This window comes from Pararobbsia alpina (genome assembly GCF_965118125.1).
GTDB lineage: Bacteria > Pseudomonadota > Gammaproteobacteria > Burkholderiales > Burkholderiaceae > Pararobbsia > Pararobbsia alpina_A.
Window position 1 is genome coordinate 2164050 of record NZ_OZ221288.1, and the last position, 17381, is coordinate 2181430.

Below are 17381 nucleotides of genomic sequence, written 5' to 3' on the forward strand. Positions count from 1 at the left end.
CGGAGCGCAGCGATCCTCCCGAACCCTAGTTCATGGCTTCCGAACCGATCCAATGACAGCCCGGCTTTGAAGCGAGGGCTGCGTTAAGCAGCGCATGGGCGATCGAGCTCGCCGGATTGATGCGATATTTTTTCGGCAATATCGGCGTCAGCAGCCGCGCGAGCTTCAGTGCCGCGCCCTCTGCTCGCCGGGTCTCTTTTCTCTCGCCGCCAATCAAACTGGGCCGGCAAATCGTCAGGGATTGAAATCCGATGGCCCTGATGTCTCGTTCGACTTCGCCTTTCGTTCTGGGGTAGAAGAAGCGGGAGTTTGCTGACGACCCCATGGCAGTCACGATGGCATAGGTCTCTACGCCCGCCGCGTGCGCCGCCTTGCCGAATGCAACGGGCAGTTCGTAGTCGACATGCAGGAAGGCTTCTTTCGTGCCGGCAATGGCCTGCGTTGTTCCGAGTGCGCATATCACTGCATCGAGCTCGTACGACGCCGCTACAGCGGGTAATAGGTCAACGAGACGGGACTCGACAGGATTGACCAGTTTCGGGTGCGGTGTGAGCGGCGTTCTCGTCGGTGCAATCACTGCCGAAACGGCGTCACTGGACAGCGCAAGCGCTAACGTTCGGCTTCCTGCGAGCCCTGTAGCACCCAACAACAGTAGTCTCATGTTCGGCTTCTCCGTGTCGGGCGCCTGAGCGATCAGGCGTGCCCGGTTTTAGTTTTTCAGGCTGTCGCGCTCGGATGGCTTAGCGCGTCGTCATGTGCGCAGATGGCAGCTTCAACGCACCCTTGGCTTAAAGCCTCTGACCGTGGGCGGCGTTTGAAACGGTCTCCCACTCCGCCCAGTTACTCAGCCGTGCTGCATAGACGGCGCGGAACTTCGGAATGGTCGAAGCGCCGAGTACGAGGCGAAGCGGTGGCTCCGTGGCATCGACGGCTTCGAAGATCGCGGCAGCGGTCGCGGCGGGATCGCCGAAATCTTCGGGTTTGAACGACGACCGGATCGCCTGACGTATCGGATCATAGGCTGCAATCGCTGGCGGGGATTCCACCGACAAGCGAAACTCGGTCGCGAAATGCCCCGGTTCGATGATGGTGACTTTGATACCAAACGGCGCGACTTCGCCCGAGAGTGCTTCCGACATCGCTTCGATGGCGAATTTGCTGGCGGTGTAACTGCCCCCGGTCGGAAAGCCAATGATGCCGCCGATGCTCGACACCGTCAGGATATGGCCGCCGCCCCGTTGGCGCAGGATGGGCAGCGCGGCCTGAATGACCGAGAGCGTGCCGAAGACGTTGGTATCGAAGTTGGCCCTGACTTGATCGTGCTCCAGCTCTTCGATCGCCCCCATATAGCCGTAGCCCGCGTTGCATAGGACGACATCGAGACCGTTGAAGTGTCGATGCGCGTGATCGACGGCGTCGAATACGGCCGTGCGATCCGTCACGTCGAGCGGTAACGCCAGCACCGCATCGCCATATGTTTCAACGAGATCATTGAGCGCTGTCACGCCCCGCGCTGTCGCCGCAACCTTGTCGCCGCGCCCGAGCGCGGCTTCCGCCCAGACGCGACCCAATCCCCGTGATGCACCCGTGATAAACCAGACCTTTGACGACATGGCAGCACCTCCTGATGTAAATTTACACTGAGTGCAAACTATCGCACTCAGTGTAAATTTGTCAAGAAGCGTGCCGACCGTCAGACTTGCGACATGGTTGAAATCGAACACACTCCAAACGACCTGCGCGACCGCAAGCGCCAGGTGACGCTTGATCGCATCGCCGATGCGGGCCTGAAGCTCTTCATCGAGAACGGCTACGAAGCGACGACGCTCGACGCGATCACCGCCGCTTCGGGCATCTCGCGCCGTACGTTTTTCTACTATCTGAAGTCGAAGGAAGACGTCCTTCTGGCGCATGAGAGCGGCAAGTTTCCTCAAGCACTCCGGCCCACTTTCCTGAAGCAGTCGCCTGAGCTATCGCCGATCGCCGCGGCGCGAAAGACGTTTGTCACGCTCGCATCGATGTACGAGACCAAAGAATCCATCCTCGCGGACCGGATTCTGCGATCGATCGAGACGCTTCGGCTGCGTAAGGAAGCGTTGCTGGTACAGATGGAGGACGTGCTCGCCGAGGCGATGTATGAGATGTGGCCCGACCCCGCTCGGCGAAGCGCTTTACGTATGGACGCCATGCTGGCCATCGGCGCGCTGCGAATCGCCAAGGAGCACTGGCGGCAAGAAGAGGCCGCGCATCCGCTGACGCGTTATATCGACGAGGCTTTTGATTTGCTTGAGCAGACGTCGAAGCGGTGAAATCAGGCAGGCGCCTCGCTATTCATCGAAGCTTGTCTTTGGAAAACTGAAGTACGGCCCGATCCAGCTCGGCGGGGAAGGCAGCACGGTCAAAGCCGTCGGATCGGATCCGATCCCCGGAGCGGTTTGCTTTAACGCGGCGTGTCGATTTTTCCCGATGTGGTTCGTCGTCATGGCGGAGGACAACACAATGCCCAAAATCATCGTTAATGCATTTCTGACGCTCGACGGCGTCATGCAGGCTCCCGGCGGCCCGGATGAGGATGAAGAAGGTGGCTTCCTGCATGGAGGCTGGCAGGGGCCCTATACCGACGAGGTCATGGGAAAGGTGATCGTCGAAGGCATGGCGGACGCCGACGGCTTTCTGCTGGGCCGCAAGACCTACGACATCTTTTCGAACTATTGGCCCAAGATCACCGACCCCGACAATCCCATCGCGACAACGCTGAATTCGCGTCCGAAGTATGTGATGTCGCGCAGCCTTGAACAGGTGAGCTGGAACAACTCGAGGCTGATCAAGGGTGATGTCGTCGCGGAGCTTCGCAAGCTCAGAGAGCAACCCGGCCGAACCCTGCACACGTGGGGCAGCAGCGATGCGATGCAAACGCTACTCGAGCATGACCTCGTCGACGAGTACCGCATCATCATCTTTCCGGTCCTGCTCGGCTCCGGAAAGCGCTTGTTCGGCAGCGGCACGATGCCGGCTGCGCTCAAGCAGGTCGAGTCGATCACAAGCACCAAGGGCGCGACGTTTCATCGACTCGAGCGCAACGGCAAGCCGACGTACGGTCGTATCGACCGGCCGACGACCTAGGCTTCGATCCCGGCAACGTCGGGTTCCGTGTCTCGCACAACGGTTCGGTACGCCCTCGGCGAATGGCCGGTTGCGCGCTTGAATGCGTTGCTGAATGCACTCTCCGATGTGTAGCCGAGTGAACGCGCGATGACGGACACCGATGTGGATTCGTCTTTCAGTGCGCGTTCGGCAAGGCGCATGCGCCATTCAGCGAGATAGCTGAGTGGCGCAATGCCTGCAACGGCCTTGAAGTGAAAAGCGAACGTCGTTCGCGACATCGCGCACGCTTTCGCGAGTTCTTCGAGATGCCATGCGCGGGCGGGGTCGCCGTGCATGAGGCGAAGCGCCGGTCCGATCCGTGGATCGCCCATCGCGCGTAGCCATCCGGATGGCATGTGCTCGGCTGTTTTCAGATGCGCACGCAGGATCTGAATGAAGAGAAGCTGCGCGAGTTGTGCCGTCGCGAGCTGTGTGCCGGGCAAGTCGCTCGCGCGTTCTTCGATGAGTTGATCGAGTAGCGAGCGGAACGCTGTCGCCTGCCGGGACGCTGCCTGCACGTGGATCCACGGCGGCAGCACGTCGGCGAGCAGCCGGCCGCTTGTCGGATCGAGCAATACGTGGCCGCCGATATGCGCAAAGTCGCGACCGTCGCCGATCTGCGTGGTCGACTTTCCTGCGCCTGAAAACAGCGACATCGCGTCGACCGGCGTGAGGTCCGGGTCACTGGACAGCACAAACGCCCGCCGCGCAGCGAGAAGCCCGACGTCGCCGGTATCGAAACGAATCGGCTCGGATTCACCTTCGATCTTTACCCAGCAACCGCCCTTCACGACAGCAAAGAACTTGATCGAGGTAGGCGCGGGAAATCGAATGGCCCATGAGCCGCCCGCCGTGAAGCCACCCGTCACGAGCGACTCGGCGCGCGTGAATTTAAGAATGTCGGAGAAGGGGTCGGTGCGCATATCCGTACTATCACGCAAATAAATCGTACTTTCAAGTATTCAAAGTCCGGTGGATCGACCTTAATCTCGTGGCTCTTTGAAACACGCCGTGAGAGACAGCGATGACATCGCGCGCGATCGGGGGTGCGGCTGCCTTCCCGACGCTCTCGCTCGTGCGCAACCGGACCACACGCATGAATGACACTTGGGTACTCGTAACAGGCGGCACGGGATTTATCGCGCAGCACTGCATCCTCGCGCTTTTGAAGAGCGGTTATAACGTGAGGACGACGGTTCGTTCGCTCGCGCGTGAAGCCGAAGTGCGCGCGAACCTGAAAGAGGGCGGAGCCGTACCCGGCGATCGCCTGTCGTTCGTCGTGGCAGATCTTCAGGATGACCGCGGCTGGGCGGAGGCGACTGCCGGATGCACCTACGTCCTGCATGGCGCATCGCCGACACCGTCGGGCGACCAGGTGCGCGAGGAGGACTGGATTCGGCCGGCGGTGGACGGCAATCTGCGGGTGTTGCGTGCGGCGAGGGAGGCCGGCGTCAAGCGCGTCGTTCTGACATCTGCGTTCGGCGCGGTGGGAGCCGGACATCGATCGCTCGGCAGGCCATTCAACGAGAGTGACTGGAGTGACCTGACCGGCAATGTCGCGCCGTATCAACGGTCGAAGACGCTGTCTGAACGGGCAGCGTGGGAGTTCGTCGCAAGGGAGGGGCGTGGCCTCGAGCTCTGCGCGATCAATCCGGTCGCCGTGATGGGGCCCGTGCTCGGTGCCGACTACTCGCACTCGATCAGGCTGATCAAGCAAATGATGGATGGGCAACCGGGTTGCCCGAAGATCAATTCATGCTTTGTCGATGTACGTGACGTTGCCGACCTGCACGTGAAGGCGATGACGCATTCGGCCGCCAAGGGAGAGCGCTTTCTCGCAACGACGGGTGAGAGCATGTGGATGGTCGATGTCGCGCGTTTGCTGCGCGAACGTATAGGCACCGCGGCTCATAAGGTGTCCACACGCGTTCTGCCGAACTGGGTGATTCGCTGGATCGCGCGAAAGAACCCGGCAATGCGAGGTCTGGTGCCGCTGCTCAGCGTGAATATGAATTCATCGGGCGACAAAGCCAGACGTCTGCTCGGATGGACGCCACGCAGTCGCGAGGATGCGATTGTTGCGACTGCAGAGAGCCTCATCCGGCTCGATCTGCTGAATACCTCGAAAGATGCGGCGCAAGAGGGGCCCGGCACTTCGTCAATGCGATAGCAAAGCGATCAGGATAATGATCGGGATCGGCACACCGAGCATATAAAGCAGGATCGAACGCATGGATAGCTCCTTGTCGAAGAGAGGTCTTGGATCGTCGCGGCGATTCGTTACTGAACGTGCGCCGCGTCGAGCGTTATCTTGTGTGACGTATTAAGGGTGGCTGTCAGAGCGCACACGACCGCAGCCTAAGCATCGCGCTCGCGGCCGCCCCATGTCGCTGCGAGGCTCGCAGAAAAAGCACCCATCAGCATGGACACGAAAAGCCATAGCGAGGCATGAACAGTGGCCTTGCGGGCTTCCTCGGCGACGTCGCGCGCCTTCTGAGCGGCAGCATCCTTGATTTGCTGCGTCTTTTGCTGAAGCCGGGTGTACGTCGTGTCGACGCGTGCGCGCGCTGTTTCGACACTGACGCCCGTTCGCCGCGCGACGAGTTGGCTCACATAGGTTGCATCTTCATTCGAGAGCGCGGCTCCCGCGCCGAGGCTGTTGAGGAAGATGCGAGCAACCTCGGCTTTCTCCGACATCGCAAACCCGGGTGCCGCCGGCTGCGATGCGGCATCGGCCGGCAAACGGAACAGTCCGTCGATGAGATAACCCACAGGCCAGGTGTTTTCGGCCGCATAGGCGTTGCCGCGTCCTGGATCAAGTGACGCGACGACCGGCGCCGCTGCACTGGCGGCGCTCGCTGCGGCTTGCGTGCTCTCGCGGAGAAACCCGCTCGCCGCACCGGCTAACAGCCCGGCCGTCACCAGTGTCGAGATCGCCCAGACCAGGAAACCGTGCGCTGTATCGCGAAAGTGCGTCTCGTCGCTATGGATGGCAAACCACCGCCCGCGAAGACGTCCGGCCATGTAGCCGCCGATGCCGCAGGTGAGAATTTGCGTGACGCAGATCCAGATGATTGCTGCGAAGCCGAACACATGCGCGTTGTGTTCGGCCGACATCCATGGCGACAGCGTCGCGAGGCCCAGGCCCGTGCCGAGCACGAGCAGGATCAGTCCAAATGAAGCGGCTGCTGCCGCGCCCGCGAATACAGCACTCCACGACACCGGACTGACCGCGCTGGCCATTTGCGCGCTAACCGGATCAGCCACCCAATCCGCCGCCGCCGAACGCCGGCGTGCTTGAACGTCTGCCATATGAGCCTCGTCGAAAAACTTTTCGTTGTGCTCATGTAGCATCGGCCGTTCCCGGCCTCGAACCTGGAACTCAGTGAGTGCTTGCTTGTCGGGAAGCTGCAGTCACATCACGGATGTGCATCGACGAGATCTGGTCGAGATTGAACGCCAGAGTGCAGACCTTGAAAGGCGTCGCGAGCGACTTATCAGGACGTTGTCGGAAGGTGCCGTACCGCCGATCGAGTGACGCGCATCACATGAAGTTTCGCGTATGCAGCAACGCCAGTTCCCGCGCTTGCGTGCGGTCGAAGCCGAGTCGGACGAGCCTTGCGTAACGGCCATCGGCCATGTCCGACATCAACTGCTGCACCTGAGCATAGCCACGCGCTACGCCAGTCGGCGTCAGTTCGCCTGCCGCGATCAGTATCAGTGCATCGAACACTTCTTCGTTAAGCCCCGCAGTCGCGGCGAGTGTCTCGTGGCGGTGCTCCACCGCGCGAGCGAGCCGAATTCGAAGATCGGGTTCGCGCTCGAGCCGGTAAAGCAGATGCGACATGCCAAGCGCAACATGGCGCGCTTCATCGCGACCTGTGAGGCGCGCGATCTGGCGCGTTAAAGGATCCGGTCCGTGAACCTGCAGAAAGTGAAGCAGCGTGACAAATGTGCCCTCTCCAAGCACAGACAGCAGAAAACTGGCGACGGAAAAATCGGGCTCGTCGACGAGGCTCTTGAGCGACGCCTGACCACCGGCTGTCGACAGTAACGGCTCATGGCCCTTGCATCGGACTCGGCGTGTAAACACTTCGACGTGGCGCGCTTCGTCGGCGATCTGCATTGCCAGCGCGGCTTGCAGTTCACGATAGTGCGGATGTATCTGCCCGAGAAAGCGTGCCGGGATGACAAGCGCTGCGTTCTCGTTCTCGATCATGTACGTCATGATCTGCACGACAGCGAGTTCGACCGGTGGCGGATTGTCGAACTGGACCTTCCAGTCGATCGCCTCATCGGGGTTCCACTGTGCCGCAACGGCCTGCGCGTACAGCTCGGTGACGTTGTCTGCCCAGAGGTCTCGCTTGGTGTTGAGTCTGAAGGTGTAAGCAGGTGAACCCGCTTCGACGGATGCGCCTCGTGCGGCCAGACCCCAACCCGATAGTGCACGTTCGGCGACGGCGTCGGCCGCATGCGGATCGCTGTGTCCGGCACGCAGGGCATCGCGCCAGCGGCCATAGTGCGCATTGCGCGTGACGATGCCCACGCGCCCGGTATCGTCGCGCGTCTCCCATTGGACCGTATGGCCCTGGCGGCGGCACCAGTCTTCGAGCTGCACATCCCAGCCCGCAGCGCTTCCGACGACACGCAACGCGTCGCCGGGCGCAAGCGCGGCGAGCGCGTGCCGCACCAGGACGTGCGCGCCTGCGTCGAAGCCGACGGCCTCAATATCGATAAGCGGGCTCGGCGATACGACCTTCGTCGTCATAGAAGCCTTCCTCCGTGACCGCGCGGTCGAGCAACGCATAGCCGCTCGAGCGGCCGGGTTGCCACGCCTTGAGACCTTCCAGTTCGAGCAAGGGGCGTACGCGCGCATCGTTCCAGTCCATCGCGAGCAGGATCTGCCCGAAGCGCTGCGCCTCGTCTTCCGTCACGCCGGGGCTCACGGTCATGTTGCAATGGTCGAACGCGCCGGTTGTCGCGAGGATGCGCGTGGCGCCGGCGGGCAGCGTGCCTTCGTTGGCGAACGCGTGGTAATTGCCGGCGATCATCCAGCTCGCATCGATTTCGCCGCGCAGCAACGCGCTCGCGGCATCGCGTTCACCTCCGATGTGGTCTCCATGTTTGCCGCCGAGCACGTCGAAGCGTCGCGCCTCGTAGTCGCGTCCCGCGACGAGACCGCCCTGATGTCGCAAGTGGTCGAGTGGAATCAGCGTCGCTTGCGGAGAATCGATCGCGCCGAAGCCGATCGTCTTGCCGCGAAGATCGCCAAGCTCCTGGATTGCACTCGTCGTCGCGACGACCAGCACCGAGCGCAGATCGATATCGCTGTCGCGCATCGCGAGCGGCCATACGCGCTGACCCTTGGCTCGCGCGATCCGATCGGCGCGAATCCAGGCAAGCGGGGAGTTCCACGCGAAAGCGATATCCCCCGCAAACTGTGCCTCGACCTGCCGTTCGTAGTTCGAATACAGCAGATAGTCGAACGCGACACCGCGCTCGGCGAACCACGCTTTAAAGCCTTCCCAGATCGTCACGACTTTGGGCGCGTAGGCCACGGCGCCGAGCATAAGGGGTGCGTTTGCGGACATAAGGTTCAGGGGTCGGTCGTCGGGTTGTCGGGTTATGAAGCGATCAAGTCGTCAGTTCGGTGGCTCACACGTGTGTCCGGTCGTCGATGTATCAGGGCGTCGATGCGTTAGTGCGTCGACAAGTCGGGCTATCGGCGTATCGGGTCACGCGAGCGGCATATCGCAGAGCGCGCGACCGATGAACTCGTAGAGCACGTCGGAGGTCGGCGCCATGACCGATGCCGCGCGCGCATCGCGAAACAGGCGCTCGATGCCGACGTCCTTGCGGAATGCCGCACCTCCGCAGATACGCATGGCCGTATCCGTCACTTCGAGCGCGGCCTCGGCTGCGGCGGCCTTGACCTCGAGCACGCGCAACATGGTGTCTGCACGTCCTTCGGACATCGCGGCCAACGTGTCGTCGCGCAAGGTACGGGCCTGGTCGGCGCGCAGACGTGCACGAGCAAGGTAGGCACGGATTGTCGGGAGGTCGGCGAGCGAGCTGCCGCTTTCCGCAAAGCGATTGCCGGTGATATGCGTCGTCGCGCGTTGCAGCGCGCTGTCCATCATGCCGATGGAACTCGACGCGACCAGCGCCGAAAAGACGGGCAATGCGTCGGCAATCATGATGTCGAAGCCCGAACCGTCGCCGCCGAGCATCGTGCCCGCCGGAATTCGCACGCTGTCCGCGCGAATCGGGGCAGAGGCGTTGCCTCGCAGCCCCAGCCCATCGAAAGGCTTCGGGCAATGGAGACCCGGCAAGCGGCTGTCGATAAGCCAGAGGGTGCTGGCGCCTTGCGCGGCGGCGGGTAGCGACGACCAGATGTATGAATCGGCCTCCTGCGCCGAGGTGACCATGCTCTTGCTGCCATTGAGCACGATCTCGGCACCATCGGCCTGTGCGGTACCGACGGGAGCCCAGAAGTGGCTACGTGTTCCGGTTTCCGACCACGCGAGCGTCGTCAGGTGACGCCCCTCGGCGATCGCGCGCCTGATGTCGGATGGGCCATGCTTTTCGATGAGCGCCGTGGCCGCGTAGTGCATCGTCACGATCATCGCGGTCGACGGACAGTCTTGCGCAATGCGTTCGACGACCCGACACGCATCGGCGAGCCCAAGGCCCATGCCGCCGACATCGGCCGAGCTCAACAGCCCGAGGAGGCCGGCCTTGCCCAGTGCGTCGACGGAGGTGCGCGGAAATTGCGCGTTTTGATCGGTATCGTGAACGGCGGGGACAACGACCGTTTGAACGATCTGTTCGAGTGCATCAACGTAGGACATCGAACCGGCTCCCATATGTCGAGGCAGGAGCGTGTTGATCGGCCGTCGATGCGACGTGCCAGCCGATGGGGTATCGGCTGGGTGCAGAGCCACCCGTCAGGTGTCCCGGCGTGCCTTCGTCGCATGCAGACCTGCAACAACGACTCTCGCACTAAAGAGAGCCCGCAGCACTTCAAATACCGCGGGCGAATCGATTATTGCAGGGGATGAGAATGCGTGCAGCGCGACGTGTGAAATGCCTCGCCGGCATCATGGAGCATGGGGCGAGGCGTTCAGATCCGGGCCTTAGCCCGCTTTCGCGGCTTGCTCCCTGGCCAGCAGGTTCTGCGCCTGGCGGTCGCCATGGCTGGCTTCCTGTGCGGTTTGCACCGACGTTTCGGTTGCTTCAGCGAGGAGCGCTTTCGCGGCATCGCTGATTGACACCGTTGTCGAAGCCGGTGCTTTGGACGGCGACGTTGTCGTCGTGCTGCTTGACGATGCCGACGTGGTCTTCGTCGTTGACGAGGATTTCGCTGTCGACGCCGTCTGCGGCGACGGTGCGCTGGTCACCGATGAAGTGAGGTTCGCGGTCGAACCGCTTGTTGCCTGGATAGACATGAATATTTCTCCAAATGGATTTGCCGGGTGACGGCAGCTGATTTATCGACGTGGGGTCGATCCACTTGAGAGATTTATTTGCTATTTAATTCGCTCGCTTTAAGGTGCACATAAGGCCCAGGCGAGGGTATTCAACAGGTGCACGAAAACATCGATTTATCAATACCGTGTGGACTTGTTCCGTGCCTGAACTGAAGGGGGATTCTCGCAATGTCAGCCCCTCGTTTGGCTATTTATCGCCAAGCCTTTAATCGTAAGGAAATTATCTTAATTGCGAATCGGCAGGCGCCTCGTATTCGAAACGCAGTGATTTTAAATACTGGATTATTTGCTTTGGCGATGGCCAGTCGTGATGACTGGCCGCGATTAGCGGTGCGCGAATCGAAGCTCGATCCGGCACCCGGGCTCGTTGTCGAGGATTTCGACGCTGGCGTGATGGACGCGAGCGATCGCCGCGACGAGACTCAGACCAAGGCCATGTCCCGAGGTCGTATTGCTTGGCCGATCAGAACTTCGGTAAAAAGGCCGCAGCACGGCCTGACGCTCGCTGGGACGAATGCCAGGACCCGAATCTGCCGCGAAGAGCACGGCGCTGCCGTCCTCGATACGTGCGCCGATCGTGATGGTGCCGCCTTCGGGGGTGAATTTGAGGGCGTTATCCAGGAGATTCTCGACGGCACCAAACAGCAGATCGATATCGCCGAACATTCGCACAGGCACGGGCGCCTGCACATGCACCGATAGTCCGCGTGCTTCGCCGACCGGTTCGTACAGTTCGACAACATCACGAATCACTTCGTCGAGGTGAATATCGACGAAGCGCGCCTGCCGGTTCGCTGCTTCCACCTCGGCAATGCGCAGCAGTGCCGTAAAGCGGCCGAGCACGACGTCGGACTGAGCGATCGCTTCATCGACCGCGGCACGATAGTCGTCGACGTTGTCGGCGCGCCGATAGGCACGCTCGAGTCCGCTACGCAGGTGTGTCATCGGCGTACGCAGATCGTGTGCAATGCCGGCGCACACGCTGCGTACCTCGGCGACCAGCCGCTCGATTTCATCGAGCATGCGATTGACGATCTCGGCAAGCCTGTCGAGATCGTTGTGCGTGTTGTGCACGGACAGTCTGCGATTCAATTGACCCGACATGATGTCGCGTGCCGTCGCGCTGACCGCACGAATGCGACGGTTGGACATGCGGGTCAGCGCAATACCGCAACTGATCGACAGCAGGATCGTCAGAGCCAGCCCGACGCACAGCATCTTCACGAGCGTACGGTCGAACCCGAGAATTTCGTCCATCGAGTGGCCGACGACAATACGCAACCCACTCGTCGTCGGAACGATGATGCCCCGGAAGTGGCCGGGATCCGCATCCCTGCCGCTGTCGACCGACTGCACATAGTCGAAGGGCGTTTTGTCCGCGGCACGAGGCAATGTTCGGATATTGCCCGCGAGCCATCGGTATTGATTGTCAAACACACCGTACGGCCGGCTGCTGGCAACATCGCGATGACTGAGCGCCGTAATGTCGGCGATGGCCTGTGCCTTGCCGATCGGGCTGAACTCCGCGATTTCGCCGATCAGCCGCTCGTCGACTTCGTGGACAAGATAGCTGTGCGTGGCCCAGTACAGCATGGCAAACAGCAGCACGGATGAGACGATGTAGACGGCCAGCAGCCATCCGATGCTGCCCATGCGGAACAGCTTCGCGTTACTCGGTGGCATGGAGGACATAGCCGACGTTCCGAACGGTCTGGATCATGACGGACAAGCGTCCGTTGAAGCTGATCTTGCGGCGCAGCTGGCCGATATGCATGTCGATGACATTGGAACGCGAATCGAAGTGGTAATTCCAGACAGACTCGAGCAGCATGGCGCGCGTCACGACCTGTCCGGCATGACGTGCGAGAAATTCGAGCAGGCTGTATTCGCGCGGCTTGAGATCGATGACCTCGCCACCGCGCCTGACGTCGCGTTGTTCGGTATCGAGCACGAGGTCACCGACACAGATTGTCGCCGTATGCGAGGTCAGGCGGCGCCGCAGCAACGCATTGAGCCGTGCGCTCAATTCAAGGCTGTCGACGGGCTTGACGACATAGTCGTCGCCTCCGGCGCGCAGACCGCGGATGCGTTCGTCGACAGCCGAGAGCGCGCTCAGGATCAACACGGGCGTTTGCTTGCCGACGTTACGCAAGGTCGCAAGGATCGACAGGCCGTCGATATCGGGCAGCATGCGATCGAGCACGATGGCGTCGTGCTGTTCGCCGAGTGCCTGAATCAGGCCCGTATGTCCATCTGCCGTGCACTCGACGATAAACCCGTGATCCTCGAGCGCGGCGGCGATTTCGACCCTGACCCGGTCGTCGTCTTCAACAATGAGAATGCGGGGTTTGCGGCCCGCGACGCTGGGTGCCGGAAGCTGACTTTCCAAAGCGATGTATCCGGTGAGTGGTCGGCGCTTACAAAATGGTTGGACGATCAGGGCAAGCTCAACGCGTGACGCACTTCCGCCCGGGCATCGGCAAACGCCTGCTGAAACTCGGCGTTGTTCATCAACGCGGCCGCGACGAGCGTGCCGTCGATGCGTCCGGCCTCGACGTCGCTCGGATAGTGAACGCCGTCGATGACGCGATTGTCGCCGTATTCACGGCCGCGCGCGAAGAGCGCCGCGCTCTGCTCGGGGACCATTTGCGCCAGCAGGATCGCGCTCATATAACCGAACGTCGCATGACCGCTCGGATAGGAGTTGTCGATGTCCTTCGGATCCAGTGCAACGCTGGGATGAACCTCGTTGCTCGCCAGATAAGGACGCAGGCGATGGAAATGGTCCTTGCCTTCCTTTGCAATCATCGCCGCATCCGACGCCGCGCGCTTGAAGAGCGCCGCAGTCTTCGGAAGATTGGCCTCGGTGAACTGAGGTCCGAGCACATCGGCAAAGCGAAACACGGACTTCTCGGTGTCGCCTTGCGCGCGCTGGACTTGTTCGGGTGTACGTGAACGCTGAATCTCGAGCACGTCCTTGAGATCGGCCTGCTGAAGCGCGGATGTTGCGGCGGGAGGTGGCGCCAGCAGCGCAGCGAGGTCGACTTGATGGGGATCGAGATAGTGCGCAGTGTCAGCGTTGGCGAGACCGCTGAAGACGCTCGCCGAAACAAGCCATGCAATCTGAACGAAAGCGTAAGGACGACGTGAATTCACGGGACGGTGCGAGGAGTCATTGGAACCCGAAATCGTATCGATCCATGATGCAAATCGAAAGTCGAGACGCTTACAAAGTTAAATCTTTAATACCACCGGTCAGCTTAAGGGAACCTGAATTTGCGGATCCAGGCTTAAAGTGTCGCGCTCCTTAACTTCGTAAGGGACCCATCACCTGCAATTAACGCGACGTCTCTACCATCCGTTCGAATCGCACAACGCCACACGGCGCACACTAAAACAAGGACGCTTGGATCATGCAACGGGTACGGACGCAGTTTCGCAAGAAGCCCCTGACACAACTGGTTATCGCCTCACTGTGCGCGACGGGCGCACAGACGGCGCTCGCACAGGCGAGCGGAGATCTGGGTTCGGTGCAAAGCACGGCAGTGTCGTCGTCGGCCGGGACACCCGTGAGCAAGGCAGAGACGGCGCCGGCACAGGCACCGTCGCAAGGCTCGCTCAAGGCGAGCGAGCCGCAGTCGACGATCAGCCAGCGCTATATCGAAGAGAACACTGCACCGACGTCGAACTACACCGATATCGTGCAGATCGCGCCGAGCGTCGCCGGTATCGACCCGAACGGATCGGGGCTGATGGAATCGCAGACGCTGTCGATCCGCGGCTTTCAGGACGGTCAGTACAACGTGACGTTCGACGGCATCCCGTTTGGCGATTCGAATGACTTCACGCACCACTCGACGTCGTTCTTCTCGAACCAGCTTCTGGGCAACATCACGATCGATCGCGGTCCCGGCGACGCATCGCAGATCGGCTTCGCAACATTCGGCGGCACGATCGGCCTGACGTCGAAGGAACCGTCGATGACGCCGTCGTTCTCGGTGCTCGGCTCGTATGGCAGCTTCAACACGTGGGATGCAGGTGCGGAATTCAACACGGGGAATATGCAGCAGTGGGGCGATGCCCGTGCGATGGTCGGCTATAACCAGCTGAGCACCGACGGCTACCTGACGAACTCGTCGCTGCGTCGCCAGGACGCGTATTTCAAGCTCGAAAAGCCGATCGGCGACAACACGCTGATCACCCTGTTCGCGACGTACAACAATCTGCACCAGAACGTTCCGTTCGGCGCAACGGCGGCGCAGATCAAGCAGTACGGTCCCAACTTCGGTTTGAGCAGCGACCCGACGAGCCAGTCCTTTTACAACTACAACAAGGACCTGATCAACACCGACTTCGAATACCTGGGCATTCAGACCCAGATCGCCGGCTGGAAGATCGACAACAAGCTCTACACCTACGGGTACTACCACAACGGCTTCAACGGTCTCGATCCGAATGGCGAGACGCCGAACGGCACGCCGCTTGGCGCGAACAATGTGCCGGGGCAGGAGATGAACAACAACTACCGCGCATTCGGCGATGTCATCAGCGCACAGCGCGACCTCGGGCCGGGCACGCTCGAGCTTGGCGGGTGGCTCACGCACCAGTCGAACTTCCGTGACAACTTCAACGTCGACGACTCGTTGAACTATGCGTTCCTGTCGCAGAACTTCACGATGAACGACACGTTCCTGACGTTCGAGCCGTATGTGCAGTACGAGTGGAAGCTGCCCTACGGTCTGACCTTCACGCCGGGCGTCAAGTATGTCTCGTTCAATCGCCAGATCGATGCGCCGATCGACCAGAAGTCGGGCGTGCCGGTCGACTACGGCCATACGTGGACCAAGGTCCTGCCGTCGTTCACGCTGCATGAGCAGATCAATTCGAACTGGAGTGCCTATATCCAGTACGCGCAGGGCTTCCTCGCACCGAACCTGAATGTGTTCTACGTGTCCGACCCGAGCGTGTCGGGCCAGCCTGACCCGGAACAGACGGACAACTACCAGATCGGCACGACGTACAAGACGGATCGCCTGACGGTATCGGCCGATCTCTATTACATCAACTTCCACAACGCTGTGACGAGCCGCACGGTCGCTGGGAACACGGTGTTCCAGAACGCGGGCGGCGCGACGTACAAGGGCTTTGAAACTGAAGCGACGCTGTCGGTCGGCTATGGCTTCAGCCTGTATGGAAACCTGACGTTCAATTCGGCCAAGCAAAAGACGACCGACACATGGATGCCGAATGCGCCGCAGGAAACGGCTGCACTGGGTGTGCTCTACGACCATGGTCCGCTGACGGGCTCGGTCATCACCAAATTCGTGGGCCATCAGTTTGGCGACACGGGCGATACGCAGCCGATCGGCGGCTATGCGGTGACGAACCTTGCGGCGACGTACACGATCAAGAATCTGCTGCCGTGGACGCATAACACGCGCTTCGGCTTCCAGATCGACAACCTGTTCAATCGCACGAGCATCGACGGGCTCGCGGGTTACACGGCTGCTGACAGCACACCGCTTTACTGGACCATCCCGGGTCGTGCCTTTATCGGCACCCTTTCCACCGACTTCTAACGCGGAGCACATCCATGACCGTCGATGCAGTTTTTCGTCTCGCCAACGACTCGGGGGGCGTGCTCTATGTGATCGCCGCGATGTTGCTGATTGCGTTGACCGTGATCATCGAGCGCCTCAACTATCTGTATCGGGTTACGCGCCGTGTTGACGTTGCCCTGATTCAGATCGACCGGATCGAATCGATCACGCCGGCCTCGCTGTCGGCCTGTGCCGAGGAATTCCGCGGCACTCCGATCGCGAGTCTGATCCGGACCGCCTCCCGATTCGCGCGGCACACGTCACGCGACGATCTCAGTGCGCATCTCGAGGAGACGATCATGCGCGAAGCGCCGCGTGTCGATCGCTTTCTCTGGGTGCTCGACACCATCGTGACGCTGGCGCCGTTGCTCGGCCTGTTCGGCACGATTGTGGGGATGTTCAACGCGTTCCAGGTGTTGTCGAATACGGCGAACGCGCCGACCCAGGTCACCGGTGGCGTCGCCCAGGCACTCGTCGCGACGGCATCGGGCCTGTTCGTCGCGATGGTGGGCCTTGTGTTCTTCAACGGGCTGCATAACCGGGTGCGTGTGGTGATTCATCAGCTTGAAGTCATGAAAGTGGCACTCGTGAACCGTATCGTGCACGCTCCGAATGCCCACGCGGCGACGCTGCGCGAGGTGTCGCCCGCGATGGCCGGATCGATCGCAACGCACGGAGCGTCAGCATGAAGTATCTGGAGGTGCGTAAGGCCCGCATCGAGATCATCCCGATGATCGACATCATGTTTTTCCTGCTGGTGTTTTTCATCATGATCACGCTGCACATGATTCCGAATGCCGGGCTGCGTACGCAATTGCCGTCGAGCAGTAGTGCGCAATCGCTCGTGCCGCCGAATGTGACGGTGTCGATTGCGGACGACGGGGGTGTGTCGGTCGACGGGAAGTCGATGACGCCTGAAGCGTTGACGGCGATGCTCGCGGCGCGACCCGATCCGGGTCACACCGTGGTGACCGTGGCCGGAGCGGCGCAGGCGCATATTCAACGGCTCGTCGCCGTGATGGACGCGTGCCGCACGGCGGGCGTGTCGCAAGTCGCGCTGGCTGCACAGCCGACTGCGACGCCTGTCGCACAGCCCGGCGCGCAACCTGCCCCGCAATCCGGCACACAAGCTGCCGCACCTCAGTGA

17 protein-coding genes and 1 pseudogene are annotated in these 17381 nt (G+C 61.2%); 7 read left to right on the forward strand and 11 right to left on the reverse strand.

From position 1 onward, the window contains the following. Positions 1–25 precede the first annotated feature (25 nt). Positions 26–661, reverse strand: a complete 636-nt coding sequence (locus tag ACMFWR_RS27720; protein ID WP_413195583.1) for an NAD(P)H-binding protein — start codon at positions 659–661, stop codon at positions 26–28. Positions 662–788: 127 nt separating this feature from the next. Then, a complete protein-coding gene (locus tag ACMFWR_RS27725; protein WP_413195584.1) occupies positions 789–1613 on the reverse strand; it encodes an SDR family NAD(P)-dependent oxidoreductase in 825 nt (274 codons plus the stop codon). A 93-nt stretch (positions 1614–1706) separates the two neighbouring features. Here ACMFWR_RS27725 and ACMFWR_RS27730 point away from each other — a divergent pair, with 93 nt between their 5' ends. Next, positions 1707–2309: a TetR/AcrR family transcriptional regulator gene (locus ACMFWR_RS27730; RefSeq protein WP_413195585.1), complete on the forward strand. Its 603-nt coding sequence runs from the start codon at positions 1707–1709 to the stop codon at positions 2307–2309. Between the two features lie 190 nt (positions 2310–2499). Next, positions 2500–3123, forward strand: coding sequence for a dihydrofolate reductase family protein (locus ACMFWR_RS27735; RefSeq protein ID WP_413195586.1), 624 nt, complete (start codon positions 2500–2502; stop codon positions 3121–3123). Here the strand turns inward: ACMFWR_RS27735 and ACMFWR_RS27740 are convergent. Further along, on the reverse strand, positions 3120–4106 hold the full coding sequence (locus ACMFWR_RS27740) for an AraC family transcriptional regulator (RefSeq protein WP_413197367.1): 987 nt from the start codon (positions 4104–4106) through the stop codon (positions 3120–3122). The genes ACMFWR_RS27735 and ACMFWR_RS27740 overlap by 4 nt on opposite strands. A 134-nt stretch (positions 4107–4240) precedes the next feature. Here ACMFWR_RS27740 and ACMFWR_RS27745 point away from each other — a divergent pair, with 134 nt between their 5' ends. Further along, positions 4241–5314 (forward strand): SDR family oxidoreductase, encoded by a 1074-nt coding sequence (locus ACMFWR_RS27745; protein ID WP_413195587.1) that lies wholly within the window; start codon positions 4241–4243, stop codon positions 5312–5314. A 188-nt stretch (positions 5315–5502) separates the two neighbouring features. Here ACMFWR_RS27745 and ACMFWR_RS27750 read toward each other — a convergent pair whose 3' ends face one another. Continuing rightward, positions 5503–6456: a hypothetical protein gene (locus ACMFWR_RS27750; RefSeq protein WP_413195588.1), complete on the reverse strand. Its 954-nt coding sequence runs from the start codon at positions 6454–6456 to the stop codon at positions 5503–5505. A gap of 94 nt (positions 6457–6550) precedes the next feature. Between ACMFWR_RS27750 and ACMFWR_RS27755 the strand changes: the two are divergent. Next, positions 6551–6682: pseudogene (locus ACMFWR_RS27755) on the forward strand (MerR family transcriptional regulator); the annotation flags it as partial. 6 nt (positions 6683–6688) lie between these two features. Here ACMFWR_RS27755 and ACMFWR_RS27760 read toward each other — a convergent pair. The 7 genes from ACMFWR_RS27760 to ACMFWR_RS27790 form a co-directional block, all read right to left on the reverse strand. Then, positions 6689–7912, reverse strand: coding sequence for a ferritin-like domain-containing protein (locus ACMFWR_RS27760; protein WP_413195589.1), 1224 nt, complete (start codon positions 7910–7912; stop codon positions 6689–6691). Further along, complete coding sequence (locus ACMFWR_RS27765; RefSeq protein ID WP_413195590.1) at positions 7869–8735, reverse strand: phosphate/phosphite/phosphonate ABC transporter substrate-binding protein; 867 nt, start codon at positions 8733–8735, stop codon at positions 7869–7871. Before ACMFWR_RS27765 ends, ACMFWR_RS27760 begins: the two co-directional genes overlap by 44 nt. Positions 8736–8879: 144 nt before the next feature. Then, the gene (locus ACMFWR_RS27770; RefSeq protein WP_413195591.1) at positions 8880–9995 is read right to left on the reverse strand and encodes an acyl-CoA dehydrogenase family protein; all 1116 of its coding nucleotides are present in this window, start codon (positions 9993–9995) and stop codon (positions 8880–8882) included. Between the two features lie 285 nt (positions 9996–10280). Beyond that, a complete protein-coding gene (locus tag ACMFWR_RS27775; RefSeq protein ID WP_413195592.1) occupies positions 10281–10592 on the reverse strand; it encodes a hypothetical protein in 312 nt (103 codons plus the stop codon). 366 nt (positions 10593–10958) lie between these two features. After that, entirely contained in the window at positions 10959–12326 is a 1368-nt protein-coding gene (locus ACMFWR_RS27780) for an ATP-binding protein (protein ID WP_413195593.1), read from the reverse strand. Next, positions 12304–13023, reverse strand: coding sequence for a response regulator transcription factor (locus tag ACMFWR_RS27785; RefSeq protein ID WP_413195594.1), 720 nt, complete (start codon positions 13021–13023; stop codon positions 12304–12306). Before ACMFWR_RS27785 ends, ACMFWR_RS27780 begins: the two co-directional genes overlap by 23 nt. Positions 13024–13070: 47 nt before the next feature. Beyond that, on the reverse strand, positions 13071–13790 hold the full coding sequence (locus ACMFWR_RS27790) for an acid phosphatase (RefSeq protein ID WP_413195595.1): 720 nt from the start codon (positions 13788–13790) through the stop codon (positions 13071–13073). Between the two features lie 257 nt (positions 13791–14047). On the opposite strand from ACMFWR_RS27790, the gene ACMFWR_RS27795 reads away from it, so the two are divergent. From ACMFWR_RS27795 to ACMFWR_RS27805, 3 genes are read left to right on the forward strand one after another with little or no spacing between them, the layout of a single operon-like run. Further along, positions 14048–16213, forward strand: coding sequence for a TonB-dependent receptor (locus ACMFWR_RS27795; RefSeq protein ID WP_413195596.1), 2166 nt, complete (start codon positions 14048–14050; stop codon positions 16211–16213). Between the two features lie 14 nt (positions 16214–16227). Further along, positions 16228–16923, forward strand: coding sequence for a MotA/TolQ/ExbB proton channel family protein (locus tag ACMFWR_RS27800; RefSeq protein ID WP_413195597.1), 696 nt, complete (start codon positions 16228–16230; stop codon positions 16921–16923). Continuing rightward, entirely contained in the window at positions 16920–17381 is a 462-nt protein-coding gene (locus tag ACMFWR_RS27805) for an ExbD/TolR family protein (protein WP_413195598.1), read from the forward strand. Before ACMFWR_RS27800 ends, ACMFWR_RS27805 begins: the two co-directional genes overlap by 4 nt.